The sequence below is a fragment of the Roseomonas acroporae genome (assembly GCF_023223525.1).
Taxonomy (GTDB): Bacteria; Pseudomonadota; Alphaproteobacteria; order Acetobacterales; family Acetobacteraceae; genus Roseomonas_E; species Roseomonas_E acroporae.
In genome coordinates this window covers 14,860-38,551 of record NZ_JALPRX010000019.1, presented here as the reverse complement: position 1 = coordinate 38,551, position 23,692 = coordinate 14,860, and the positions used below count along the sequence as shown (strand labels likewise).

The window sequence follows — 23,692 nt, the reverse complement described above, 5'->3', positions numbered from 1 at the left end:
CAACCGACGGTAATGCGGGATTGGCCGCCCCCGGCCCCCTCGCGGCCCGCCGGCGGGTGGGGACGTGCATGGCGGGGTTGCAATCAACGGCTTGGGTCCCGAGGTTCCGGGAGAACACCCTCCGTGGTAGATCCTTCCGATGACCGAAGAACGCCTGACCATCGCGATGGGCGCCGACCATGGCGGCTTCATCCTGAAGGACACGCTGCGGCGCGCCCTGGAGGCCGCCGGGCACAAGGTGCTGGATTTCGGCACCAGCGGCCCGGAAAGCGTGGACTACCCCGATTTCGCCCATCCGGTCTGCGACGCGGTGGCGAGGGGCGAGGCCGGCTACGGCGTGCTGGTCTGCGGCTCCGGCATCGGCATGCAGATCGCGGCCAACCGGCATCTCGGCATACGCTGCGCCGTGCTGCACGACACCACCGAGGCGCGGCTGACCCGGGCGCACAACGACGCCAACGTCGCCGCCTTCGGCGCCCGGCTGACCGGGCCGGAGCTGGCACTGGACGCGCTCTCGGTCTTCCTCGACACGCCCTACGAGGGCGGGCGGCACGACAACCGCCTCGCCAAGCTGGCCCCGCTCTCCAAGCCGATGGCGCTGGGCCCGATCGACCTGCCCGAACCCAAGACCTTCGAAGAGCGCCCGAACGATGAGTGAGCCGAGCTTCGACGCGGAGCGCTTCTTCAACGCCCCGCTGGCCGAGACCGATCCCGAGATCGCCGAGGTGGTCCGGCGGGAGCTGGTGCGCCAGCAGGACGGGCTGGAGCTGATCGCCAGCGAGAACATCGTCTCCCGCGCCGTGCTGGAGGCCCAGGGCTCGGTCCTGACCAACAAGTACGCGGAAGGGCTGCCGGGCCGCCGCTACTACGGCGGCTGCGAGGTGGTGGACGTCGCCGAGACGCTGGCCATCGAGCGGGCGAAGAAGCTGTTCGGCTGCGAGTTCGCCAACGTGCAGCCGCATTCCGGCGCGCAGGCGAACCAGGCGGTGTTCTTCGCCACCATGCAGCCCGGCGACACCTTCATGGGGCTGGACCTGGCCGCCGGCGGGCACCTGACGCATGGCTCGCCGGTCAACTACTCCGGCAAGTGGTTCAAGGTCGCCCCCTACACCGTCCGCCGCGAGGACGGGGTGATCGACATGGCGGAGGTGGCGCGGATCGCCCGCGAGTCCCGCCCGAAGGTGATCGTCGCCGGCGGCTCCGCCTATGCCCGCTTCTGGGACTTCGCCCGCTTCCGCGAGATCGCCGACGAGGTGGGCGCGAAGTTCTTCGTGGACATGGCGCATTTCGCGGGCCTCGTGGCCGGCGGCGCGCACCCGTCCCCGTTCCCGCACGCCCATGTGGTGACCACCACCACCCACAAGACCCTGCGCGGCCCGCGCGGCGGCATGATCCTGACCAACGACCCGGAGCTGGCGAAGAAGCTCAACTCCGCCGTCTTCCCGGGCCTGCAGGGCGGGCCGCTGATGCACGTCATCGCCGCCAAGGCCGTGGCCTTCGGCGAGGCGTTGCGGCCGGAATTCCGCGCCTACGCCCACCAGGTGGTGGCCAACGCCAAGGCGCTGGCGGAATCGCTGCTGGCGCAGGATTTCGGCATCGTCACCGGCGGCACCGACAACCACCTGATGCTGGTGGACCTGCGGCCGAAGCGCGTCACCGGCAAGGTGGCCGAGGCCGGGCTGGGGCGGGCGCACCTGACCTGCAACAAGAACGCCATCCCCTTCGACCCCGAGAAGCCGGCCGTCACCTCCGGCGTGCGCCTGGGCTCGCCGGCGGCGACCTCGCGCGGGCTGGGCGAGGCCGAGTTCCACGAGATCGGCCGCATGATCGGCGAGGTGCTGGAAGGGCTGGCCGCCAAGGGCAACCAGGGTGCGGAGGCCGCCGAGGCCAACGCCGCCGTGGAGAAGGCCGTGGGCGAGCGGGTGCTCGCCCTCTGCGAGCGCTTCCCCATCTACCGGGGCTGATCCGCACCGCCCCCCGGGGGAGAACCCGGCGGGGGGCAACCAGGGAGTCCGCCCCCATGCGCTGTCCGTTCTGCGGCACCGAGGATACGCAGGTGAAGGACAGCCGCCCGGCCGAGGACGGCGCGGCGATCCGCCGCCGCCGTTCCTGCCCCGCCTGCCAGGCCCGCTTCACCACCTTCGAGCGGGTGCAGCTGCGCGAGCTGACCGTGCTCAAGACCGACGGCCGCCGCATGCCCTTCGAGCGCGAGAAGCTGGCGCGCTCGATCCGCATCGCGCTGCGCAAGCGGCCGGTGGACGACGACCGGATCGAGCGCACCATCAACGGCATCCAGCGCAGGCTGGAGACCGAGGGCGAGAGCGAGATCAGCTCGAAGCGGATCGGCGAGATCGTGATGGACACGCTGCGCGACCTCGACCAGGTCGCCTATGTCCGCTTCGCCAGCGTCTACCGGAATTTCCGCGAGGCGAAGGATTTCTCCGCCTTCCTCGGCTCGCTGGACGGCGCGCCGGGCGCCTCCTGAGCCGGCCGCGGCGGGCCCGCCCGTCCGTCGCGCCTGCCCATTCGTTGCGGATGCTGTATCAGTCGGGTGCGCCGTGGACCGGCGTGCCCGGCGGCCCGCCGGGGAACCCCCGGACCCGGATCGACCCATGGGCATCCTGCTGGCCTTCGCGCCGTTCCTCGTCTTCGCCGTCGTGGAGCGCCTCGTCGGGCCGACGGCGGGGCTGGTCGCGGGCGCGCTGACCTCGGCGGGGCTGCTGGTGCGCGACCGGGTGCTGCACGGCGGCGCGCCGAAGATCCTGGAGGCCGGCACGCTGCTGCTGTTCGGCGCGCTGGCGCTCTGGGCGCTGCTGTCCGGGCTGGGCCTGTCGGTGATCGGCGTGCGGCTGGTGGTGGATGCGGGGCTGCTGGCGATCGTCCTCGTCTCGATGGCGGTCGGCCGGCCTTTTACCCTCCAGTACGCGGCCGGGCGGGTGCCGCCGGAGATCCGCGCCACGCCGCGCTTCGTCCGCACCAACTACGTCATCACCGGCGTCTGGGCGGCGGCCTTCGCGGCGATGGTGCTGGCGGAGCTGGCCATGCTGTCGCTGCCCGGCATGCCGCAGCGCCTGGGCATCGCCGTGATCGTGCTGGCGCTGGTGGGCGCGGTGAAGTTCACCGGCTGGTATCCGGAGCGCGTACGGGCGGCGGGGTAGGGTACCCCGGCATCGGCGCGGCTTCCCCGCCCGGGCCGGGTTCCGACGGGCCGGTCGCGTCCGGTCCGGCCGCGGGGCGTCATCCCGCGGCGGCGTTCGCCGGGCTGCCCCGGACTTCGCGCCAGGGACCGGGGCCAGGAGACCGGGGGGCCACGGCACCACGGGGGCAGCCCCCTTCGAGGGCCCCTTTTCCACGTGGCGGGTCGGACGATCACGCCATCCGCGTCAGTCCGCGGGCTGGATGACGATGCCGCCGAAGCGCGCCTCGTCGGCATGGCAGCGCCTGCCGTCCACGTAGCATTCGTGGCTCGGGTGGTCGGTGCCGTCATCGGCGTGGCGCGCCATGTAGCCGCCGCTGGCGGCGGCGTTGAAGAATTCCAGCTTCCGGCCATCGGCCGTGCAGGCCCGTCCGGCGCAGTCGCGGCACAGGTAGCGCGGGTAGCGGGGACTCGCGGCGACCGCGCGGCCGCAGATCGGGCAGGGCTGGCTCGTGACCGGCTGGTGCATCGCGGCGGCTCCCCGGGCCCCGGTCGGCGGGCTTGTTCCGCGCAGGCCGGGCCGCAAGGGCCCGACCGGCGCTTCGCGGGCAGGACAGGGCGCGCGTTTTCGCATCGCCGCATCCGGCCCGGCTCGGTTCCGGCCCCGCGCGATCTGGCCTAAAGACGGTGGCAGGATGATGACGGATCGGCCAGCCCGGGATGCCGCCGCATCGGCCGGCCGACGTCCCGAGGGGGACCCGGCGGCCGACCGCGACCACATGCGCGCGGCGCTGCGCCTGGCGCGGCGCGGCCTCGGCAACACCTGGCCGAACCCGGCGGTGGGCTGCGTGGTGGTGGACGCGTCGGGGCAGGTGGCCGGGCGCGGCTGGACCCAGCCCGGCGGCCGGCCGCATGCCGAGACGGTGGCGCTGGCCCGCGCCGGCGAGCGCGCGCGCGGCGGCACCGCCTACGTCACGCTGGAGCCCTGCTCGCACTGGGGCCGCACCCCGCCCTGCTGCAACGCGCTGATCGCGGCCGGCATCGCCCGGGTGGTGGTGGCGATGCGCGATCCCGACCCGCGCGTGGACGGGCGCGGCTTCGCCATGCTGCGCGCCGCCGGCATCGCGGTGCAGGAGGGGCTGCTGGAGGCCGAGGCGCAGGCGGTGAACGCCGGCTTCTCGCGCCGCATCCGCCAGGGGCGGCCGGTGGTGACGCTCAAGCTCGCCACCACGCTGGACGGGCGCATCGCGACGGCCACGGGCGAGAGCCGCTGGATCACCGGCCCGGCGGCCCGCCGGATGGCGCACGCGCTGCGCGCCCGGCACGACGCGATCCTGGTCGGCTCCGGCACGGTGCTGGCCGACGACCCGGACCTGACCTGCCGCCTCCCCGGCATGGCGCGGGTGCCGATCGCGCGGGTGGTGGCGGATGCGCGGCTGCGCACGCCGCTCTCGGCGCGCCTGGTGACGGGGGCGCGCGCGGCGCCGACCTGGATCGCGACCGTGCAGGGCCGCCACAAGCCGGCGGCGCTGGCGCCCTACCTGGAGGCCGGGGTGGAGATCCTGGCCGTGCCGGCTGGCGAGGAGGCGGCGTCGGTCGGGATCGACCTCGACGGCCTGCTCGCGGCGCTCGCCCAGCGCGGCGTGACGCGGGTGATGGCCGAGGGCGGCGCCGGCATCGCCGCCGGGCTGCTGCGGGCCGGCCTCGTGGACCGGCTGGCCTGGTTCCACGCCCCCGGCGTGATGGGTGGCGACGGGCTGCCCGCCGCCTACGCCCTGCCGGTGACAGGGCTGGCCGGAATGCCCAGATTCCACCGGATCGCGGCCAGCGCCGCCGGCGCCGACTGGTACACCGAATTCGAACGCGAGGGCTGAGGAGCATGTTCACGGGGATCGTCACCGCACTCGGCACGGTGCGGGAGGTGCAGCCGCTCGGCGGCGGGCACGACATGCGTCTGGTGGTGGGGGTGGCGCCGGAATTCCTGGGGCGGCCCGTGCCGGTGGCGCTCGGCGCCTCGATCGCCTGCTCCGGCTGCTGCCTGACGGCGGTGGACCTCGGCGGCGACTGGTTCGCGGTCGACGCCTCGGCCGAGACCCTCTCGAAGACGGTGCTCGGCGGCTGGAAGCCGGGCAGCCGGCTGAACCTCGAACGCTCGCTGCGCCTCGGCGACGAGCTGGGCGGGCACCTCGTCGCCGGCCATGTGGACGGGGTGGCCGAGGTGCTGTCCGCCACCCCGGAGAACGGCTCGGTGCGCTGGCGCTTCCGGGCGCCGGCGGCCCTGGCCCGCTTCGTGGCACCCAAGGGCTCGGTGGCGCTGGACGGGGTGTCGCTGACGGTGAACGAGGTTGACGGGGAGGAATTCGGGGTGAACATCATCCCCCACACCGCCGCCATCACCACCTTCGGCACCCTCCAGCCGGGCGACACGGTGAATCTCGAGATCGACACGGTGGCGCGCTACGTCGCCCGCCTGCAGGAGTTCCCGGCATGACCGCCTTGCTCGGCGAGGATGCGGCGCGGCTCGCCGTCCGGACCTCGTTCCAGGAGTTCATCTCCCCCACCGAGGAGCTGCTGGACGAGGCGCGGCGCGGGCGCATGTTCATCCTGGTGGACGACGAGGACCGCGAGAACGAGGGCGACCTCGTCATCCCGGCCCAGTTCGCGACGCCGGACGCGATCAACTTCATGGCCCGCCACGCGCGCGGGCTGATCTGCCTCGCCATGACGCGCAGCCGGGTCGAGAAGCTCGGCCTGCCGCTGATGTCGCAGAGCAACGGCACGCGGCACGAGACCGCCTTCACCGTCTCGATCGAGGCGCGCGAGGGGGTGACCACCGGCATCTCGGCCGCCGACCGGGCGCACACCATCGCGGTCGCGACCAACCCCGAGCTGGGGCGCGAGTCGATCGTCACCCCGGGCCACGTCTTCCCGCTGGTGGCGCGCGAGGGCGGCACGCTGATCCGCGCCGGCCACACCGAGGCCTCGGTCGACTTCGCCCGCCTGGCCGGGCTGAACCCGGCCGGCGTGATCTGCGAGATCATGAACGACGACGGCTCGATGGCACGCATGCCCGACCTCGTCGCCTTCGCGCAGCACCACGGCCTCAAGCTCGGCACCATCGCCGACCTGATCGCGCATCGCCGCCGCACCGAGCGGCTGGTGCGGCGCGTCGAGGAGGGGGTGCTGAACCACGCGGTGGGCGGCGAGTGGCAGCTCCTGGTCTATGCCAGCACGCTCGACCATGCCGAGCACGTGGTGCTGGTGAAGGGCGACGTCGCCGACGCGGGCGTGCCGCCGCTGGTGCGCATGCACGCGGTCAGCCTGCTGCGCGACATGCTGGGCAACGAGCCGGGCAACGAGCTGCACGGGGCGATGCGCGCCATCGCCGAGGAGGGGCGCGGCGTGGTGGTGATGATCCGGGACACGCGCCTGACCGCGATCTCCGAGCAGGTCCGGCTGCGCCGCGAGCGCCGCACCGACGCGCCGGAGCTGCGCGACTACGGCATCGGCGCGCAGATCCTGGTGGATCTCGGCGTGAAGGAGATGGCGCTGCTCTCCAACCATCCGCGCCCGATCGTGGGTCTGGAGGGGTACGGGCTGAAGGTGGTCGAGACGCGGCCGATCACGGCCCCGGCGGCCGCGGCGCCGACGCTCGCCGGCAAGGGCACCTGAAGCCGTTCCGGCCCGACACGGCCGGGCCGGAACGGCTTCGGGACTTCTTGGCTTCGCGTTTTCCGGGTCGCCGAGCGGCCACGCCCGGCTTGAAAACGCTCCAGCGCGCGGGGCCGCGCGGACAGGGAAACGATGGAATGAGCACGATCGACAGCCCCGACCGCCAGGCGCCGTCGCTGCCCGGCGCGCCGCCGCGCCTGCTGGTGATCCAGGCGCCGTACTACAAGGCGGTGATCGACGGCATGCGCCACGGCGCCGAGCACGTCTTCGCCCAGGTGAAGGCCGCGGTGGAGGTGGTGGACGTGGCCGGCGCCTTCGAGCTGCCGGCGGCGCTGCGCATCGCGCTGCGGGCGCCGGAACGGCGCTGGGACGGCTACCTGATCCTCGGCTGCGTGGTGAAGGGCGAGACGGACCACTACGAGCACATCTGCCGCGAGGCCTCGCGCGGGGTGATGGACGTCGCCGTGGAGAACGGCGCCGCCATCGGCTTCGGCCTGCTGACCGTGGACACGCTGAAGCAGGCCGAGGCCCGCTCGGCCGACGACCGGCACAACAAGGGGGCCGAGGCGGCGCATGCGCTGCTCGGCCAGATCGCGCTGCGGCGCCGCTGGGGGGTGGCATGAACAAGCTGCCGGAGAAGGCCGGCGCCGCGCGCCCGCAGCGCGGCCGCCCGCGCACCGGGGCGCGCTTCGCGGCGGTGCAGGCGCTGTTCCAGAGCGACCACGGCGGCGAGAGCGCCGAGACGGTGATCGACCAGTTCGTGCGCCACCGCATCGGCGACGTGCTGGACGGCCGCGCCGGCGACGGGTTCGAGGATGGCCGCGTGCCGGAGGCGGACGTGCCGCTCTTCGTCGCCATCGTGCGCGCCGCCGCGAAGAACGCGGAGACGCTCGACCCGATCATCGCCCGGCACCTCGCCAAGGGCTGGCCGCTGGAGCGGCTGGACCCGGTGCTGCGGGCGCTGCTGCGCGCCGCCGCGGCCGAGCTGTGGGGCGGCGGCGAGCCGCCGGCGCGGGTGGTGATCACCGAGTACCTCGACATCGCGCACGGCTTCTTCAGCGGCGACGAGCCCCGCTTCGCGAGCGGCGTGCTGGATGCGCTGGCGCACACGCTGCGGCCCGAGGAATTCGCCGCCCGCGCCGCGCAGCCGGCGCGCTAGCCGGGACGTGGCGGGGAAGGGGACGCCGCCCCCGGCCGGCACCGGCCCGCCGCCGGCCGCCCCGCCCCCGGGAGAATTCCCGGCGGCGCCCGGCCCGGCCCTGCCGGGCGAGTTCGACCTGATCGCCCGCCATTTCCGGCCGCTGGCCGGGGAGGGGGCGCTCGACCTCGGCGACGACGCGGCGGTGTTCGCGCCGCCGCCGGGCCGCGCCCTGGTGGCGGCGGCGGACGCGATGGTGGCGGGGGTGCACTTCCTGCCCGACGACCCGCCCGGCACGATCGGCCGCAAGCTGCTGCGGGTGAACCTCTCCGACCTCGCGGCGATGGGCGCCGCGCCGCTCGGCTACCTGATGACCACGGCCTTCCCGAAGGGCACGCCGGATGGCTGGGTGGCGGAATTCGCCGCCGGGCTGGCCGCCGACCAGCGGGAATTCGGCATCGTGCTGCTCGGCGGCGACACCGTCTCGACGCCGGGGCCGCTGACCCTCTCGCTCACCGTGCTGGGCACGGTGGCGCCGGGGGCGGCGCTGCGCCGCGCCGGCGCGCTGCCGGGCGACGACGTGTGGGTGTCGGGCACGATCGGCGACGGGGCGCTGGGGCTGCGCGTGCTGCGCGGCGCGCTGCCGGCCGACCCGGCCGGGCACCTGGCGGAACGCTACCGGCTGCCGCGGCCGCGGCTCGCCCTCGGCGCGGCGCTGGCCGGGCTCGCGCATGCGGCCATGGATGTCTCGGACGGGCTGGCGCAGGACCTCGGCCATCTCTGCCGCGCCGGGGGCTGCGGCGCGGTGCTGGATTCGGCCGCGCTGCCGCTTTCCGCCGCCGCCGCCGCCGCGCTGGCGGCCGATCCCGCCCTGCTGCCGCTGCTGCTGACCGGGGGCGACGACTACGAGCTGCTCTTCGCCGCCCCGCCCGGGGCGCGCGGGGCCGTCCTGGCCGCCGCCGCCGGCACCGGCATACCGGCCACGCGCATCGGTCGTTTCCGGGCCGGGCCGGCGCTGGCTACCGTGCTCGGCAAGGACGGCGCGGAACTGCCGCTGCCGCGCGGAGGATGGAGTCACTTCTGATGCAGCAGGCCAGCGCCGCCGGCGTCTCCTCCAGCCCGGGCGGCGACCTGCCGGACCCGCGGCGCGCCCCACCGCAGCGCCCGGCCGCGACGGCCTTCCCGCACGAGCGCGGCAACCTCGCCCGGCTCGCCATCGGCCAGGCGCTCGCCGGGGCCAACGCCTCGGTGATCTTCGCGACGGGCGCCGTCGTCGGCAACACGCTGGCGACCGACAAGGCGCTGGCGACGCTGCCGATCACCATGTTCGTCGTCGGCACCGCGCTCGCCACCCTGCCGGCCGGGGCGATCGCGCAGCGCCACGGCCGCCGGGCGGTCTTCATGATCGGCTCGGGCTGCGGCGTGCTGGTGGGGCTGCTCGCCGCGCTCGCGGTGCTGATCGGCTCCTTCTGGCTGTTCTGCCTCGCCACCATGTTCGGCGGCGCCTACCTCGCCGTCACCGCCACCTTCCGCTTCGCGGCGGCCGAGTGCGGCCCGGCCGAGCGCCGCGCCCGCGCCCTCTCGCTGGTGATGGCGGGCGGCCTGTTCGCCGGCATCATCGGGCCGCAGCTCGTCACCCACACCATGATGCTCTGGCCGCCCTACCTGTTCGCCGCCACCTTCGTGGCGCAGGCGGTGGTGGCGGTGCTGGCCGGCGCGGTGCTGTACGGGGTGCGGCTGCCCCTCCCGAAGCGCGTCGGGACGGAGGCGGGACGGCCGCTCGGGGTGATCCTGCGCCAGCCCCGGCTGATCGCGGCGATGACGGCGGGCGTCGTCTCCTACTTCATCATGAACTGGCTGATGACCTCGGCGCCGCTCGCCATGCGGCTCTGCGGCCTCTCCCAGGCGGACGCCAACCTCGGCATCCAGTGGCACGTGCTGGCCATGTACGGCCCCTCCTTCGGGACCGGCTGGGTGATCGCGCGGATCGGCGCGCCGCGGGTGGTGGCGATCGGCCTGCTGGTCTCCGTGGCCGCCGCCGCGCTCGGCCTTTCCGGGCTCAGCGTCTGGCACTTCTGGGGCACGCTGGTGCTGATCGGGCTCGGCTGGAATTTCGGCTTCGTCGGCGCCTCCGCCATGGTGCTCGACTGCTACCGGCCGGAGGAGCGGACCCGGGTGCAGAGCCTGAACGACTTCGCCGTGTTCGGCTCGATGGTGGTGGGCTCGTTCATCTCCGGCGGGCTGCTGAACCACTATGGTTGGGCGGTGGTCTGCCTGGTGTCCATCATCCCGCTGCTGATCGCGGCGGCGACGCTCTACGCCACCACCCGCTTCCGGACCCAGGCGGCACCGGCCAGGGTGGCATAGGCCCCGGGTGGCATAGGCCAAGAGTGGCATAGGCCAGGGCGGCACGCGCCGGTCGCCCGGCCGGAGGTTCCGCGCCGAAGGCACCGGCCACGGGCCGGCCCCCGCCGCCACGCGCCGGACCGGCGGGCGGCGTGCCCGGCCCGCGCTACTGACGGCCGGTCGGCTGGCCGGCCTGGGCGCCGCCGGCGCCCGGCCCGAAGCGGCCGATATTGCCGAAGAGCTGCTGCAGCACGGTGCGGTCGCCGCCGGGGACCGGCGTCTCGCGCTCCACGAGGTCGAGCTGCCGCGCCCCATCCTCGCCGACGACGCGGGAGCCGGCATACTTGCCGTTGGCGTCGAAGCGCAGCTCGGTCACCTGCTGGTTGTTGACGGCCTGGCTGCGGCCGATCCGGATCCGGGTGTCGGCGCTGATGTAGTACCAGTAATTGTCGTCGAAGGTGCCGCGCGAGGTGGGCGAGCCGATCAGCGCGATCACGTCCTGCTTGCCCTGGACCCCGGGGGTGAGCTGGCTGAGCAGCTCCGGATCCACCCGGTTGCCGCGCAGCTGGGTGGGCTGCTCGAAGAAGGAGCAGCCGGCCAGCAGCAGCGGCGCCGCGAGCAGCAGGGCGCGCCGCCAGCCGCGGCGCGCGGTGCGGGGATTGCCGGCGGCGTTGACCGTTGGGGATGCAGGGGCCATGTCTCGGGCCGAATGCCACCACCCCGCGGAGCGGTCAACCGGTGCCGGCGGCTGCCCGCGCCGCCCCGGCCCGGGGTGGCGGGAGCGGGCGATCGGCCGCGGGGCGCCGGGCCGGGTTTGACCGGGCCGGGTTTGGCCGGGTCGGGTTTGGCCGGGTCGGGTTTGGCCGGGTCGGGTTTGGGGAGACCGTCGGGAACCATGGGCCTGTTCGCCCTGCTGCGCCGCCGGCCGCACGAGCGGCCCGCCTTCCATCTCTACGGCGCCGCCGTGGCGGCGGCACGCGATCCCGTCCTCTTCGCCCGGCTCGGCGTGCCGGACACGCTCGATGGCCGGTTCGACCTGGTGGGCCTGCACGTCGCGCTGCTGATCCGCCGGCTGCGGCGGGATGCCGACCCGCGCGGAGTCGCGCTGGCGCAGGCGGTCTTCGACGCCTTCTTCGCCGACATGGACGTGACGCTGCGCGAGCTCGGGGTCGGGGACCTTTCGGTCGGCAGGCGGGTGCGGCAGATGTGGGAGGCGTTCCACGGCCGCGCCCGCGCCTACGAATCGGCGCTGGATGCCGGGGACCGCGATTCGCTGGCGCTGGCGCTGGCGCGCAACGTCTGGCGCGGCGAGCCGCCGCCGGGGGCCGGCGCGCTCCTGGCCGGGGCAGCCTTCGCGCAGGGCGCGGCGCTGGACGGGCAGGGGCTGGAGTCGCTGCTGGCCGGCGAGGCCGCCTTCGTCCCGGCCTCGGCGCTGCTGGCGCCGGCTGCCTTGGAGACCGCCGCCGTGGAGACCGCCGCCGGCGGAACCGGCCGTCCGGGGGAGGCCTCGCCGCATGCCGCATGAAACGCCGCGCCCCGAGCTGTCGCGCCCGGTCCGGCTGGGGACCATCCCGCCCGGCGGCCGCGACGAGGCGGTGCGGGCGACCGCCGGGGAATGCGCCGCCCTGGCCCGCCGCTTCGGCCTGCCGGCGGTGGAATCGGTGGAGGCCACGCTGCGCCTGCGCCAGGAGACGGGCGGCACGGTGTCGGCCGAGGGGCACCTGCGGGCCGACGTCGTGCAGAGCTGCGTGGTGACGCTGGAGCCGGTGCCGCAGCGGATCGACGAGCCGGTCTCGCTCCGCTTCGTGCCCGAGGCGGAGATGCCGGAGGAGGATCCGGACGGGCCGGACCTGATCCCCTATGCCGGCGATGTCCTCGACCTCGGCGAGGCGGTGGCGGAGCAGGTGGCCCTGGCGCTCGATCCCTATCCGCGCGCCCCGGGCGCCGAGCTGCCCGACCTGCCGGAGGCGGCGGCCGGCAGCCCCTTCGCCGCGCTGCGCCGGCTGCGCCCGCAGTAAAGCGGATCGCTGGCGGGCGGACACGCCCGGCGGCGCGGTCGTGCCGCGGGTCCCCCCCCTGTGCCGTGCGCCCCCCGCGCAACGGCGGCGGGGAAGGGGCCGCGACCCTGCCACGCGCTGCCGCTGCTTGCGCCCCGGGGGGGGCGGTGCTACAGCGCGCGCCTTCCAACGCACTTCCTGTATCTGATACGAAAGGCTCGGCACCATGGCCGTTCCGAAGAAGAAGGTTTCTCCGTCGCGCGCCGGCATGCGTCGGAGCCATGAGGCCCTGTCCCGCCCGTCCTTCGCCGAGTGCAGCAATTGCGGCGAGCTGAAGCGCCCGCACCATGTCTGCTCCTCCTGCGGCCACTACGACGGCCGTGAGGTGGTGGCGGCGGATGCCGTGAAGGGCGCCGTCCGCACCTGAGTCCGTCGCATCGCGTCGCGCCCGGGGCGGTAACGGTGGGAGCAGCAGCGTTGTCCGAGACCTACGCGCTGGCGATCGACGCCATGGGCGGCGACCATGCGCCCGACGCGGTGCTGGACGGGGTCGAGCTCGCTGCCGAGCGCCACCCGCAGGCCCGCTTCCTGCTGGTCGGCGACGAGGCGCGGGTCGGCCCGGCGCTGGAGCGGCGCAAGCGCGCGCGGCAGGCCTGCACGCTGCGCCACGCGCCCGACGTCATCTCCGGCGACATGAAGCCGACCGCGGCGCTGCGCCAGGGCCGCAACAGCTCCATGCGCCTCGCCATCGACGCGGTGGCGGTCGGGGAGGCGGCGGGCGTGGTCTCGGCCGGCAACACCGGCGCGCTGATGGCGCTCGCCAAGATCGTGCTGAAGATGCTGCCGGGCGTGGACCGGCCGGCCCTGGCCGGGCTCGGCCCCTCCTCGCGCGGCGACGTGGTCATGCTGGACCTCGGCGCCAACGTGCAGTGCGACGCGCGCAACCTGGTGGAATTCGCGGTGATGGGCGACCAGTTCGCCCGCGCCGTGCTCGGCCTGCCCTCGCCCAGCATCGGCCTGCTCAACGTGGGCTCGGAGGAGCTGAAGGGCGACGAGCGCGTCCGGCAGGCCGCCGAGATCCTGCGCGACGGCCATGTCGGCCTCAATTTCCACGGCTTCGTCGAGGGCTTCGACCTCACCTCCGGCACGGTGGACGTGGTGGTGACGGACGGCTTCACCGGCAACGTGGCGCTCAAGACGGGCGAGGGGGCGCTGAAGCTGGTCGGCGGCATGCTGCGCCAGGTCTTCACCTCCTCCATCGCGGCGCGGCTCGGCTACCTGCTGGCGCGGCCGGCGCTGGACCGGCTGCGCGAGTGGATGGATCCGCGCCGCTACAACGGCGCCGTGCTGATCGGGCTGAACGGCGTGGTGGTGAAGAGCCATGGCGGCACCGACGGCATCGGCTTCGCGCATGCCATGGACGTCGCCATGGACATGGTGAACCACGGCTTCAACGAGCGCATCCGCGAAGGTCTGGCCCGGATCTCGACCGACAGCGGCAGCCCCGGGGCGAGCCCGGCCCGGCTCGCCGCCGCGCGCTGACAGGGCCCGGGGCGGATCGCCGGCGGGCGGATCGCCCGGAGGCGTGAATCCTCCCCGGAAACAATGAGCTGGGGCAGAGGCACAGCGCACATGACCTCCTCGCGCGCGCCGGTTCGCGCCATCATCGCCGGCTGCGGCGGCTACCTGCCCGAGCGCGTGCTGGACAACGACGCGCTCGCCGCGGCCTACGGGCTCGACACCTCCGACGCCTGGATCGTGGAGCGTACCGGCATCCGGCAGCGCCACATCGCCGCCCCCGGCGAGACGGCCTCGCAGATGGGCGCCGAGGCGGCGCGCGCGGCGCTGAAGCAGGCGGGGGCCTCGGCCGACGAGGTGGACCTCGTCGTGGTCGCGACCTCGACGCCGGATTCCGCCTTCCCCGCGACGGCGGTGCGCGTCCAGCAGCACCTCGGCATCACGCGCGGCTTCGGCTTCGACGTGGCGGCGGCCTGCACCGGCTTCGTCTACGCGCTCGGCATCGCCGACTCGCTGATCCGCACCGGGCAGGCGCGCTCGGCCCTGGTGATCGGCACCGAGGTGTTCTCGCGCATCATGGACTGGACCGACCGCGGCACCTGCGTGCTGTTCGGCGACGGCGCCGGCGCCGTGCTGCTGCGCGCCGGCACGGGCGACGGGCTGCCGAGCGACCGCGGCATCATCTCCACCCACCTGCACTCGGATGGCCGCCACGGCGACATCCTGCTGGTGGATGGCGGCGCCGGCTCGAACGGCGAGGCCGGGAAGCTGCGCATGGCGGGCAAGGAGGTGTTCCGCCACGCCGTCAGCAAGCTCGCCTCGGTGGTGGACGAGGCGCTGGCCGCCAACGGGCTGCGCCACGAGGATGTGCGCTGGCTGGTGCCGCACCAGGCCAACCTGCGCATCATCGAGGCGATGGGCCGCAAGCTGAAGCTGCCGCCCGAGCGCGTGGTGGTGACGGTGGACCGGCACGCCAACACCTCCGCCGCCTCGATCCCGCTGGCGCTGGCCGAGGCGGCCGCCGGCATGGAGCGGGGCGAGGGGCGGATCGCGCCGGGCGATCTCGTCGTGCTGGAGGGCATCGGCGGCGGGCTGACCTGGGGCGCGGCGCTGGTCCGCTTCTGAGCCGCCGCCGGGACACGCTGGCCGCGGCGGGCGCGTCCCGGCCCTCCAAGGGCCGGTAGGGCAAGGGCCGGTAGGGCCGGGTACCGGCCCCTGCCGCCGACGGAACAGCCCCTGCCGGCTCGCCGGACGCCCCGGCCGCCCTGGCCGCCGGGGCGGGCCGCTTCCACGGCACGGCCAGCCGTCTCCGGCCGGCCGCGGCCGCTTTCCCGATCGATTCGATTCGCGACGAATCAGGCGCGGCGTCGCCGCCCTTCTCGTCGCGCCCGCGCGGATGCGGACCGGCGTGCTTCCCCGGCATCGCGCGCGGCCGTCGCGCTCGACCCGGCCCGATTCCCGAGCCGGGGCGCGACGCGCGGACCTTCCGGGGCCAGGATCCGTCGCGGCGCTCCGGGCGGCGCTCCGGCACGGCCGGGTTGCCCGTTTCGGCGTCGGACCCTTCCAGCTTGTTGCGGCTCCTGTGCCACAGCATGACTTTTTTGCCACAGGACGGGCGATTTCGGAGCCGGATCGGCCGTGCCGGAGCCTGTGCCGTTGACGGCTCCCGGCGAAAGCCGGTTGTGTTTCCCCGTGAACGGGTTGCGGGGTGTCGCTGCATCATGAACACGATCACCCGGGCGCATCTCGCCGAGGCGATCTATGCCCAGGTCGGGTTGTCGCGGAACGAGTCCACGGCCCTGCTCGAAACGGTGCTGGAGCGCATGTCGGCGGCGCTGGAGACGGGCGAGCCGGTGAAGATCTCGGCCTTCGGCACCTTCGCCATCCGGCAGAAGGGGCAGCGGGTCGGGCGCAACCCCAAGACGGGGGTCGAGGTGCCGATCCTGCCGCGCAAGGTGCTCTCCTTCCGGCCGTCGCAGGTTCTCAAGGCGCGCATCAACGGCCTGCCGGTGAGCCGGCATGCCGATGAGGGCGCCGATGGCTGAGGTGGCAAGGGCATGGTGCGGGCCGGCTGCGCATGGAGTCTGACCTGAGGGAGAGCTACTCCGACGAGGAACCGGCCGGCGTCTCCGAGCCCGGCCGCGGCCGCGTCCGCAAGGCGGCCACGGCGTTCCGCACCATCAGCGAGGTCGCCGAGGATCTGCGCATCCCGCAACACGTGCTGCGGTTCTGGGAGACGAAATTCCCGCAGCTCAAGCCGCTCAAGCGCGGCGGCGGCAGGCGCTACTACCGGCCCGACGACATCGCGCTGCTGCGGCGGATCAGCGACCTCCTCTACACCCAGGGCTACACGATCAAGGGCGTGCAGCGCCTGCTGCGGGAGGGCGGCGCGGAGGAGGGCGGCGAGCCCGACGAGCACGACCTCGACCTGCCGCTGGCCGAGGCGGGCGGCGACGGCCTGGAGTCGCTGCGGGAGATCCTGGAGGAGCTCGAGATGCTGAGCCGCGAGCTCCGGGCGCTGTCGGGGGATTCCTGAAGCGGGTCGCCGCGGGGCGGCCTTGGCCAGGCGCGGTCAACTCCCGTCCGCAATCCGCCGGAAGTACCCGAAATCGGCTTCCGGCCGTTCCCGACCGGTTGACCTCGACCGTCGACCTCTCTAAGCAGCGGCCCGTCGGGCAGTAGCGCAGCCTGGTAGCGCATCAGTCTGGGGGACTGGGGGTCGTGGGTTCGAATCCCGCCTGCCCGACCAAGGCCTGACGGCCGAGACCCGCCCCGCCACCCTTACGGACCACGGCCGAAGGCTGGCCGGGTCCTTTCCGGACCGCCGGATCGGACGCCGGTGCAGGGGCTGGCGGCGCATCGGGCCGCCGCGACCCCTCGCGCCCCGTGGCGATTGCCCTGCGCGGAACCGTCCCACCGTCGTTTCGTGACGCTGACATGCCGCCTGGCCCGCGCCCGCGATGGCGCGGTATCCGGGCGGTGGCAGGCCGCGCATCCCGCGGACACATTCTGCGCGCGTCGCGGGACGCGATACGCGCGGGCGGCGGGTCGTCCTCGTCGCCGCATCGACCGCGGCGCGGAGGCCCGGCGCAATCCGGAGCCGGTCGCGGTGGCCCTGGTGCCAGTGGGGCGCCGGTGGGGCTGGGCCTCCTGACGGTGGTACGGGCGTCGGGACTGGACCCGATCCGGGAGGTGTTCGTCAGCGAGGCGCGGGGCGGGATCGAGGTGCTGCGGTCATCCCGAGCCCGGGCCCGCCGGGAGGATGCCGGTGCCGGCGAGGCGCCGCGCGGAAGAGGATCGCGGCAGGCCGGGGAAAGCGGCCCTGGAGGCCGCGTGGAGGCCCGAGCGGGAATCGAACCCACATACGCGGATTTGCAGTCCGCTGCATCACCACTCTGCCATCGGGCCGGCGGCGCGCCCGTCTAGCATGGCCGGGGCGGTCGGCGTCAAGACCGCCGATGCGGGGCGGACGGCCCGGCTTTGCGGCCGCCGCCGCCGCGCCCTATAAGCGGCGCAACAGATCGGGGTCGGATCAGCATGAATTACGCGGATGCGCGGCGTTACATGGTGGACGGGCAGGTCCGCCCCAACAAGGTGTCGGACCCCCGGATCCTGGCCGCCATGCTGGAGCTGCCGCGCGAGGAATTCCTGCCCGCCCCGCTGCGCGCCCGCGCCTACGTGGACGAGGACGTGCCGCTCGGCGGCGGGCGGGTGCTGATGGAGCCCATGGTCCTCGCCCGGATGGTGCAGCTCCTCGCCCTGCGCACCGGCGACCGGGTCCTCGTCGTCGGGGCGGGCACCGGCTACGGCGCGGCGGTGGCGGCGCGCCTCGGTGCCACGGTGACGGCGTTGGAGGAGGACGAGGCGCTGCTCGCGATCGCCCGCGCCGCCGTCGCGAAGTCCGGCCTCGCGGTGCGGTTCGTGCAGGGCCGGCTGCCGGAAGGCCATGCCGGCGGCGCGCCGTACGACGGCATCCTGATCGAGGGCGAGGTGCCGCAGGTCCCGGAGGCCATCGTCGGGCAGCTCGCCGAGGGCGGCCGCCTGGTCACGGCGCTCTCCACCGCGGGCCGGATGGATCGGGCGGTGCTCGGGCAGCGCATCGGCGGCAGCTTCTCGCTGGCGCCGGTCTTCGACTGCGCCACCGCGCCGCTGCCCGCCTTCCAGCCGGCATGCGGCTTCGTCTTCTAGAGCCGTTCCGGCCTGACCGTATCAGGCCGGAACGGATCCAACCTTTTGGTTTTCCAAATTTTCCGGGTCGCTGGGTGAGCACACCCGGCTTGAAAATGCTCCAGTCAGCCTGACCGGGGCGGACGGAAGCCGCTCCGGGTGCCGCTCCCGCGCATCTTCCCGGTCGCCGGGCGCGTGCGCCCCGAATCGAGAAAGTGCCGGCGCGTGCCGCCCGGGGGCGGCGGTGCCGGACGGCGTGAGTCGGGTCCGGAGCCGGCCCCCGGCGGCTCCCCGGCGGCACGGACCAACCGCGGCATGTGCCGATCGCGGCAGGAACCGACGGCGCGCCGGGGTCCCGGCGGGCGTGCTGCCGGCGGCTGGGGCGGCGCGAGGCGAGGCCGATTGTGCCTCCACTGTGTCTCCCGCTCACTTGCGCGGGGCGGCCGCGCTCCGGTCTGCTGGGGCCGCGGCGGCCGAGTCGAACGCTTCCCGCGTGCGCCGCCGACCGGGCCGGCAGGCTCCGACGGGTCCGCACCGCTGGCACGCGGTCATTTTACCGGTGTAGGCTGCCTGCTCATGGAACTCGCTCGCGGAGAGGACTAGCCGCCATGTCGCGTACCAGGCCGCCCGCAGCATTCGTGGCGGCGCTCGCCCTTGCCGCCGTCCCGCTCGCGGGCACGCAGGCCCAGACCCTGCAGGAGGCGCTGGCCCTCACCTATTCCAACAACCCGACCCTGCTGACCGCGCGGGCCCAGCTCCGCGTGGTGGACGAGAACGTGCCCCAGGCCCTGGCCGGCTGGCGCCCCACCGTGGTGCTGCAGGGCAGCGCGGGCTACTCCGACGGCAACGCCCGCTCCCTGGCGGCGCTGAACGGCGTGGTGCCGCAGGCGGGCAACAGCTACGAGCTGCCCAACGGGCTGACGGTGTTCCCCACGGTGCCGCTGGGCACCCGCCCCGTCACCTCCGACATCAACCGCCAGACCGCGAGCGTGGCCGCGACCATCACGCAGCCGCTCTACCGCGGCGGCCGCACCACCTCCTCGACGCGGCGCGCCGAGAACCAGGTGCTCGCCCAGCGCGCGCGGCTGCTGGCGACCGAGCAGCAGGTGCTCGGCGATTCCGTGAACGCCTATGTGGGGGTAATCCAGCAGCAGGAGGTGCTGCGGATCAACACCAACAACGTGCAGGTGCTGAACCGCCAGCTCGAAGCGACCAACGAACGCTTCCGCGTCGGCGAGATCACCCGCACCGACGTGGCGCAGAACGAGTCGCGCCTCGCCGCCGCGCGTGCCACCCGGCAGCAGTCCGAGGGCCAGCTCCAGACGGCCCGCGCCACCTTCCAGCGCCTGGTGGGCCGCCCGCCCGGCCGCCTCACCGCGCCGCAGCCGCTGACGCCGGCGGTACGCACCGCCGTGGAGGCCGGGCAGCTCGCCGCCGTCAACAACCCCAACGTGGTGGCGGCGCTGTTCGACGAATCGGCGGCGCGCGACCTGATCGACGTGCAGTTCTCGCAGCTCCTGCCGCAGGTCAGCCTCCAGGGGCAGGCGGCGCGCAACGACAACGCCGTCGGGCCGCACACCCGCGTCACCGCCAACGCCGTCACCATCACCGCCTCGGTGCCGCTCTACCAGGGCGGCATCGAGTACTCGCAGGTGCGCCAGGCGCGCCAGCAGGCGCAGCAGGCGCGCTCCGTGGTGGAGGACCAGCGGCGCCTCTCCACCTCGCAGGCGACCCAGGCCTGGGAAACCCTCTTCGCCGCCCGCGCCACGGTGGAATCGCAGCGTGCGGCGATCCGCGCCGCCGAGATCGCGCTGGACGGCGTGCAGCGCGAGGCGATCGTCGGCAGCCGCACCACGCTCGACGTGCTGAACGCCGAGCAGGAGGTGCTGAACAACCGCATCGGCCTCGTGAACAGCCTGACCAATCTGATCACGGCGTCCTACGCGCTGGCCGCCTCGGTGGGCCGGCTCACCGCGCGCGACCTCGCCCTGCCGGTGCAGCTCTACGACATGGAGTCGTACTATCGCGAGGTCCGCAACCGCTGGGCCGGGCTCGGCGACTACGCCAGGTCCGGCCCGCAGCCGGTCTCCGAGCCGCTGCCGGATCCCGCCGCGTCGGTGACACCGGCCGCGAACACGGTGCCGGCCCCGGCGGCCGCGCCGCGCGCCACGCGTCCGGCGCGCTGAGCCATGGCGTCGCCGCCGGGCGGGCCACGCTTCCCCTCGCGCCCCGGGCCACGGGGCGAGGAAGGGCAGGGGGACACCCCGCCCGAGGCCGGCGCCGGCGATCCCAGCATGGAGGACATCCTCGCCTCCATCCGTCGCATCCTGAACGAGGACGAGCCGGCCGCTGCCGGACCTGCCGCCCCGACGCCTGCCGTGCCGACGCCTCCCGTGCCGACGCCGCGGCAGGCCGCCGGGCCGGCGGCGCCGCCGGAACGGCCGGACCTGCCGCCGGTGGCCGAGCCCGAGCCCGAGCCGATCACCCTGACCGAGGACATGCTGGTGAGTGCACCGAACCCTGGTTCCGCCCTGCCGCCCAACGAGGCCGCCGACCGGCTGGTCGCTCCCTCGGTGGCGGCGGCGACGGCGGCCTCCGTCGGCCAGCTCGTGCGCGCGGTGGCGGCGGAGCGGCACGCGGCCATCAGCCGCGGCGGCCCCTCCATCGAGGACGTGGTGCGCGAGGAGATCCGCCCGCTGCTCAAGACCTGGCTGGACGAGCACCTGCCGCCGCTGGTGGAGCGGCTGGTCCGCCAGGAGATCGAGCGCCTGGTCGGTCGCAACCTGGCCTGACGTGGCGGCAGGCCGGGCGCGCGGCGGCCGGGCGGGCGGGACCGGCTGACCGCACGCCGGGCAGGGCTGCGCCGGCTTTGGCTTGACGGGGCGCCGCCGACGCGGAACGGATGCGTCCATGTCGGACGCCAAGCTGGACAAGAGCTTCAACCACGCCGCCGCCGAGCCGCGGCTCTACGCGCGCTGGGAGGAGGCGGGCGATTTCGCCTGCCACCCGGAAAGCCCCGCGCCGGGCTACTGCATCGTCATCCCGCCGCCCAACGTCACGGGCAGCCTGCATATCGGGCACGCGCTCGACAACACGCTGCAGGACATCCTGATCCGCTGGCGGCGCATGCAGGGGCGCGACGCGCTCTGGCAGCCCGGCACCGACCATGCCGGCATCGCGACCCAGATGGTGGTGGAGCGGCTGCTCGGCGCCCAGGGCGTGAAGCGGCGCGACATCGGCCGCGAGAAGTTCCTGGAGCACGTCTGGAACTGGAAGGCGGAGTCGGGCGGCACCATCACGCGCCAGCTCCGCCGCCTCGGCGCCAGCCTCGACTGGCAGCGCGAGCGCTTCACCATGGACGAGGGGCTGTCCGAGGCGGTGCGGGAGGTGTTCGTCACCCTCGCCAGGCAGGGGCTGATCTACCGCGACCGGCGCCTCGTGAACTGGGACCCGGTGTTCCAGACCGCGATCTCCGACCTCGAGGTGGAGAGCCGCGAGGTGAAGGGGTCCCTCTGGTACATACGCTACCCCGTCGCCGAGGAGCCGGGCCGCTTCATCACGGTGGCGACGACCCGCCCCGAGACCATGCTGGCCGATACCGGCGTCGCCGTGCATCCGGACGACGAACGCTACCGCGACCTCGTCGGCCGGCACGTGATCCTGCCGATCACCGGGCGGCGCGTGCCGATCGTGGCGGATTCCTACTCCGACCCGGAGAAGGGCACCGGCGCGGTGAAGATCACCCCGGCGCACGACTTCAACGACTTCGAGGTGGGCCGCCGGCACGGGCTCGGCATGCCCTCCATGCTCGACCCCGAGGGGCGGGTGACCCTGGCCGAGATCGCGCCCGAGGCCGAGCTTGTGGAGGGCATCGCCGACCCCGCCCGCCTCGCCGAGTTCGACGGCGTGGACCGCTTCGCCGCGCGCAAGGGCATCGTGGCCGAGCTGGAGCGGCTGGAGCTGCTGGAGAAGGTCGAGCCGCACACCCATGCGGTGCCGCATGGCGACCGCTCCGGCGTGCCGATCGAGCCGCGCCTGACCATGCAGTGGTACGCGGACGCGGCGACTCTCGCGCAGCCCGCCATCGCGGCGGTGGAGAGCGGGCGGACGCAGTTCGTGCCGAAGCAGTGGGAGAACACCTTCTTCGCCTGGATGCGCGACATCCAGCCCTGGTGCGTCTCGCGCCAGCTCTGGTGGGGGCACCAGATCCCGGCCTGGTACGGGCCGGACGGCGAGGCCTTCGTCGAGCGCACCGAGGCCGAGGCCTACGCCGCCGCCGAGGCGCATTACGGCCGCCGCGTCGAGCTGCAGCGCGACGAGGACGTGCTCGACACCTGGTTCAGCTCCGCCCTCTGGCCGTTCTCGACGCTGGGCTGGCCGGCGCAAACGCCGGCGCTGGCCAAGTACTACCCGACCGACGTGCTGGTGACCGGCTTCGACATCATCTTCTTCTGGGTGGCCCGGATGATGATGATGGGCCTGCACTTCATGGGCGAGGTGCCGTTCCGCACCGTCTACATCCACGGGCTGGTCCGCGACGAGAAGGGCCAGAAGATGTCCAAGTCCAAGGGGAACGTGATGGACCCCCTGGAACTGGTGGACGAGTACGGCGCCGACGCGGTGCGCTTCACCCTGGCGGCGCTGGCCGGGCCCGGGCGCGACGTGAAGATGGGCAAGGCGCGCATCGAGGGCTACCGCGCCTTCCGCACCAAGCTGTGGAACGCGGCGCGCTTCGCCGAGATGAACGGCATCCGCCCCGATCCGGCCTGGGACCCGGCCTCGGCGACCCTGCCGCTGTCGCGCTGGATCCTCGATGCCGCCAACAACGCGCTGGCCGAGGCGGACGCCGCGCTGGAGGCGTTCCGCTTCGACGAGTACGCGGCGGCCACCTACCGCTTCGTCTGGAACACCTTCTGCGACTGGTTCCTGGAGCTGGCCAAGCCGGCGCTGAACCAGCCCGACTCGCCGGAGGCGGCCGAGCTGCGCGGCGCGGCCCAGCACGTGCTGGGCACGATCCTGCGGCTGCTGCACCCGGTGATGCCTTTCGTCACCACCGAGCTGTGGGAGCATTTCGGCTACGGCAGCGACGGCGACCTGATCCGCGCGCCCTGGCCGCAGCCCGCCGCCGTGGCCGGGGCGGACGAGGCGCGCGCGGAACTGGACTGGGTGGTGCGGCTGATCGCCGAGTTGCGCGCGGTGCGCGCCGAGGTGAACGTGCCGCCCTCCGTCACCACGCCGCTGCTGGTGCGCGACGCGGCGCCGGAGAGCCTCGCGCGCGCCGCGCGCTGGATCGAGCCGATCCGCCGCATGGGGCGCGTGACGGAGATCCGGCCGCTGGAAGGCGAGATGCCGAAGGGCGTCGCGCAGGCGGTGCTGGGCGAGGCGACGCTGATCCTGCCGCTGGCCGAGGTGATCGACCTCGGCGCCGAGCGCGCGCGCCTCGCCACGGCGCGCGACAAGGCCGAGGCCGAGGCGCGCAAGGTGGAGCAGAAGCTCGCCAACGCCGACTTCGTGGCCCGCGCCAAGCCGGAGGTGGTCGAGGAGAACCGCGAGCGCCTCGCCGCGCTGCGGGCCGAGGGTGAAAGGCTGGCGGCGGCGATCGCGCGCATCGGCTGAGCCGGCCGGCCGCACCTTTCCCCGCCTGCCGCGTTGGTCGGCGGACGGGAGAGAGGGGTGGGGCATGGCGGATGACGCGGGCCGGGCGGCCGGGCACGGGGC

Annotated in this window: 23 protein-coding genes, 2 tRNA genes and 1 pseudogene; 23 read left to right on the top strand and 3 right to left on the bottom strand. The window is 74.3% G+C overall.

Annotated features, from left to right (window positions below):
- Window positions 1-139: 139 nt before the first annotated feature.
- The 4 genes from rpiB (at window position 140) to M0638_RS05585 (ending at window position 3,158) form a co-directional block, all read left to right on the top strand.
- Window positions 140-658 carry a ribose 5-phosphate isomerase B gene (rpiB, locus tag M0638_RS05600; protein WP_248665975.1) on the top strand — a complete coding sequence of 173 codons (519 nt, stop codon included), beginning with the start codon at window positions 140-142 and terminating at the stop codon, window positions 656-658.
- On the top strand, window positions 651-1,964 hold the full coding sequence (glyA, locus tag M0638_RS05595) for a serine hydroxymethyltransferase (RefSeq protein WP_248665974.1): 1,314 nt from the start codon (window positions 651-653) through the stop codon (window positions 1,962-1,964). The genes rpiB and glyA overlap by 8 nt, the downstream gene beginning before the upstream one ends.
- Window positions 1,965-2,020: 56 nt before the next feature.
- Window positions 2,021-2,485, top strand: coding sequence for a transcriptional regulator NrdR (nrdR, locus tag M0638_RS05590; protein ID WP_248665973.1), 465 nt, complete (start codon window positions 2,021-2,023; stop codon window positions 2,483-2,485).
- Window positions 2,486-2,612: 127 nt separating this feature from the next.
- Complete coding sequence (locus M0638_RS05585; protein WP_248665972.1) at window positions 2,613-3,158, top strand: hypothetical protein; 546 nt, start codon at window positions 2,613-2,615, stop codon at window positions 3,156-3,158.
- Window positions 3,159-3,383: 225 nt separating this feature from the next.
- Here the strand turns inward: M0638_RS05585 and M0638_RS05580 are convergent, their stop codons facing one another.
- Window positions 3,384-3,665 (bottom strand): hypothetical protein, encoded by a 282-nt coding sequence (locus M0638_RS05580; RefSeq protein ID WP_248665971.1) that lies wholly within the window; start codon window positions 3,663-3,665, stop codon window positions 3,384-3,386.
- Window positions 3,666-3,834: 169 nt separating this feature from the next.
- On the opposite strand from M0638_RS05580, the gene ribD reads away from it, so the two are divergent.
- The 7 genes from ribD (at window position 3,835) to M0638_RS05545 (ending at window position 10,313) form a co-directional block, all read left to right on the top strand.
- Complete coding sequence (gene ribD / locus M0638_RS05575; RefSeq protein ID WP_456316022.1) at window positions 3,835-5,010, top strand: bifunctional diaminohydroxyphosphoribosylaminopyrimidine deaminase/5-amino-6-(5-phosphoribosylamino)uracil reductase RibD; 1,176 nt, start codon at window positions 3,835-3,837, stop codon at window positions 5,008-5,010.
- A 5-nt stretch (window positions 5,011-5,015) separates the two neighbouring features.
- Window positions 5,016-5,627: a riboflavin synthase gene (locus M0638_RS05570; protein ID WP_248665970.1), complete on the top strand. Its 612-nt coding sequence runs from the start codon at window positions 5,016-5,018 to the stop codon at window positions 5,625-5,627.
- Window positions 5,624-6,808, top strand: coding sequence for a 3,4-dihydroxy-2-butanone-4-phosphate synthase (ribB, locus tag M0638_RS05565; RefSeq protein ID WP_248665969.1), 1,185 nt, complete (start codon window positions 5,624-5,626; stop codon window positions 6,806-6,808). The genes M0638_RS05570 and ribB overlap by 4 nt, the downstream gene beginning before the upstream one ends.
- A 137-nt stretch (window positions 6,809-6,945) precedes the next feature.
- Window positions 6,946-7,431 (top strand): 6,7-dimethyl-8-ribityllumazine synthase, encoded by a 486-nt coding sequence (gene ribH / locus M0638_RS05560; protein WP_248665968.1) that lies wholly within the window; start codon window positions 6,946-6,948, stop codon window positions 7,429-7,431.
- Window positions 7,428-7,967 carry a transcription antitermination factor NusB gene (nusB, locus tag M0638_RS05555; RefSeq protein WP_248665967.1) on the top strand — a complete coding sequence of 180 codons (540 nt, stop codon included), beginning with the start codon at window positions 7,428-7,430 and terminating at the stop codon, window positions 7,965-7,967. Before ribH ends, nusB begins: the two co-directional genes overlap by 4 nt.
- 100 nt (window positions 7,968-8,067) lie before the next feature.
- The gene (gene thiL, locus M0638_RS05550) at window positions 8,068-9,030 is read left to right on the top strand and encodes a thiamine-phosphate kinase (protein WP_248666003.1); all 963 of its coding nucleotides are present in this window, start codon (window positions 8,068-8,070) and stop codon (window positions 9,028-9,030) included.
- A complete protein-coding gene (locus tag M0638_RS05545; protein WP_248665966.1) occupies window positions 9,030-10,313 on the top strand; it encodes an MFS transporter in 1,284 nt (427 codons plus the stop codon). The genes thiL and M0638_RS05545 overlap by 1 nt, the downstream gene beginning before the upstream one ends.
- A gap of 145 nt (window positions 10,314-10,458) precedes the next feature.
- On the opposite strand, the gene M0638_RS05540 is transcribed toward M0638_RS05545, so the two are convergent.
- Window positions 10,459-10,989 (bottom strand): outer membrane protein assembly factor BamE, encoded by a 531-nt coding sequence (locus M0638_RS05540; protein ID WP_248665965.1) that lies wholly within the window; start codon window positions 10,987-10,989, stop codon window positions 10,459-10,461.
- Window positions 10,990-11,187: 198 nt separating this feature from the next.
- Between M0638_RS05540 and M0638_RS05535 the strand changes: the two genes are divergently transcribed.
- The 8 genes and pseudogenes from M0638_RS05535 to M0638_RS05500 all read left to right on the top strand — a co-directional run bounded on the left by M0638_RS05535 (window position 11,188) and on the right by M0638_RS05500 (window position 16,556).
- Window positions 11,188-11,817, top strand: coding sequence for a ubiquinol-cytochrome C chaperone family protein (locus M0638_RS05535; RefSeq protein ID WP_248665964.1), 630 nt, complete (start codon window positions 11,188-11,190; stop codon window positions 11,815-11,817).
- Window positions 11,807-12,310, top strand: coding sequence for a YceD family protein (locus M0638_RS05530; protein WP_248665963.1), 504 nt, complete (start codon window positions 11,807-11,809; stop codon window positions 12,308-12,310). The genes M0638_RS05535 and M0638_RS05530 overlap by 11 nt, the downstream gene beginning before the upstream one ends.
- Before the next feature lie 205 nt (window positions 12,311-12,515).
- A complete protein-coding gene (rpmF, locus tag M0638_RS05525) occupies window positions 12,516-12,716 on the top strand; it encodes a 50S ribosomal protein L32 (RefSeq protein ID WP_248665962.1) in 201 nt (66 codons plus the stop codon).
- An 83-nt stretch (window positions 12,717-12,799) separates the two neighbouring features.
- Window positions 12,800-13,831: a phosphate acyltransferase PlsX gene (plsX, locus tag M0638_RS05520; RefSeq protein ID WP_248666002.1), complete on the top strand. Its 1,032-nt coding sequence runs from the start codon at window positions 12,800-12,802 to the stop codon at window positions 13,829-13,831.
- A gap of 90 nt (window positions 13,832-13,921) precedes the next feature.
- Window positions 13,922-14,932: a beta-ketoacyl-ACP synthase III gene (locus M0638_RS05515; RefSeq protein ID WP_248665961.1), complete on the top strand. Its 1,011-nt coding sequence runs from the start codon at window positions 13,922-13,924 to the stop codon at window positions 14,930-14,932.
- A gap of 596 nt (window positions 14,933-15,528) precedes the next feature.
- On the top strand, window positions 15,529-15,852 hold the full coding sequence (locus M0638_RS05510) for an integration host factor subunit alpha (protein ID WP_248665960.1): 324 nt from the start codon (window positions 15,529-15,531) through the stop codon (window positions 15,850-15,852).
- A 32-nt stretch (window positions 15,853-15,884) separates the two neighbouring features.
- Window positions 15,885-16,217: pseudogene (locus M0638_RS05505) on the top strand (MerR family transcriptional regulator); the annotation flags it as partial.
- A gap of 262 nt (window positions 16,218-16,479) precedes the next feature.
- Window positions 16,480-16,556: transfer RNA gene (locus M0638_RS05500), tRNA-Pro, on the top strand.
- 585 nt (window positions 16,557-17,141) lie between these two features.
- On the opposite strand, the gene M0638_RS05495 is transcribed toward M0638_RS05500, so the two are convergent.
- Window positions 17,142-17,215 (bottom strand) — tRNA-Cys (locus tag M0638_RS05495).
- 129 nt (window positions 17,216-17,344) lie between these two features.
- On the opposite strand from M0638_RS05495, the gene M0638_RS05490 reads away from it, so the two are divergent.
- The 4 genes from M0638_RS05490 (at window position 17,345) to M0638_RS05475 (ending at window position 23,590) form a co-directional block, all read left to right on the top strand.
- The gene (locus tag M0638_RS05490) at window positions 17,345-17,995 is read left to right on the top strand and encodes a protein-L-isoaspartate O-methyltransferase family protein (RefSeq protein ID WP_248665958.1); all 651 of its coding nucleotides are present in this window, start codon (window positions 17,345-17,347) and stop codon (window positions 17,993-17,995) included.
- A gap of 587 nt (window positions 17,996-18,582) precedes the next feature.
- A complete protein-coding gene (locus tag M0638_RS05485) occupies window positions 18,583-20,160 on the top strand; it encodes a TolC family outer membrane protein (RefSeq protein WP_248665957.1) in 1,578 nt (525 codons plus the stop codon).
- A gap of 108 nt (window positions 20,161-20,268) precedes the next feature.
- Window positions 20,269-20,766, top strand: a complete 498-nt coding sequence (locus M0638_RS05480) for a DUF2497 domain-containing protein (protein WP_248665956.1) — start codon at window positions 20,269-20,271, stop codon at window positions 20,764-20,766.
- A gap of 118 nt (window positions 20,767-20,884) precedes the next feature.
- Complete coding sequence (locus M0638_RS05475; protein WP_248665955.1) at window positions 20,885-23,590, top strand: valine--tRNA ligase; 2,706 nt, start codon at window positions 20,885-20,887, stop codon at window positions 23,588-23,590.
- Window positions 23,591-23,692: the final 102 nt, after the last annotated feature.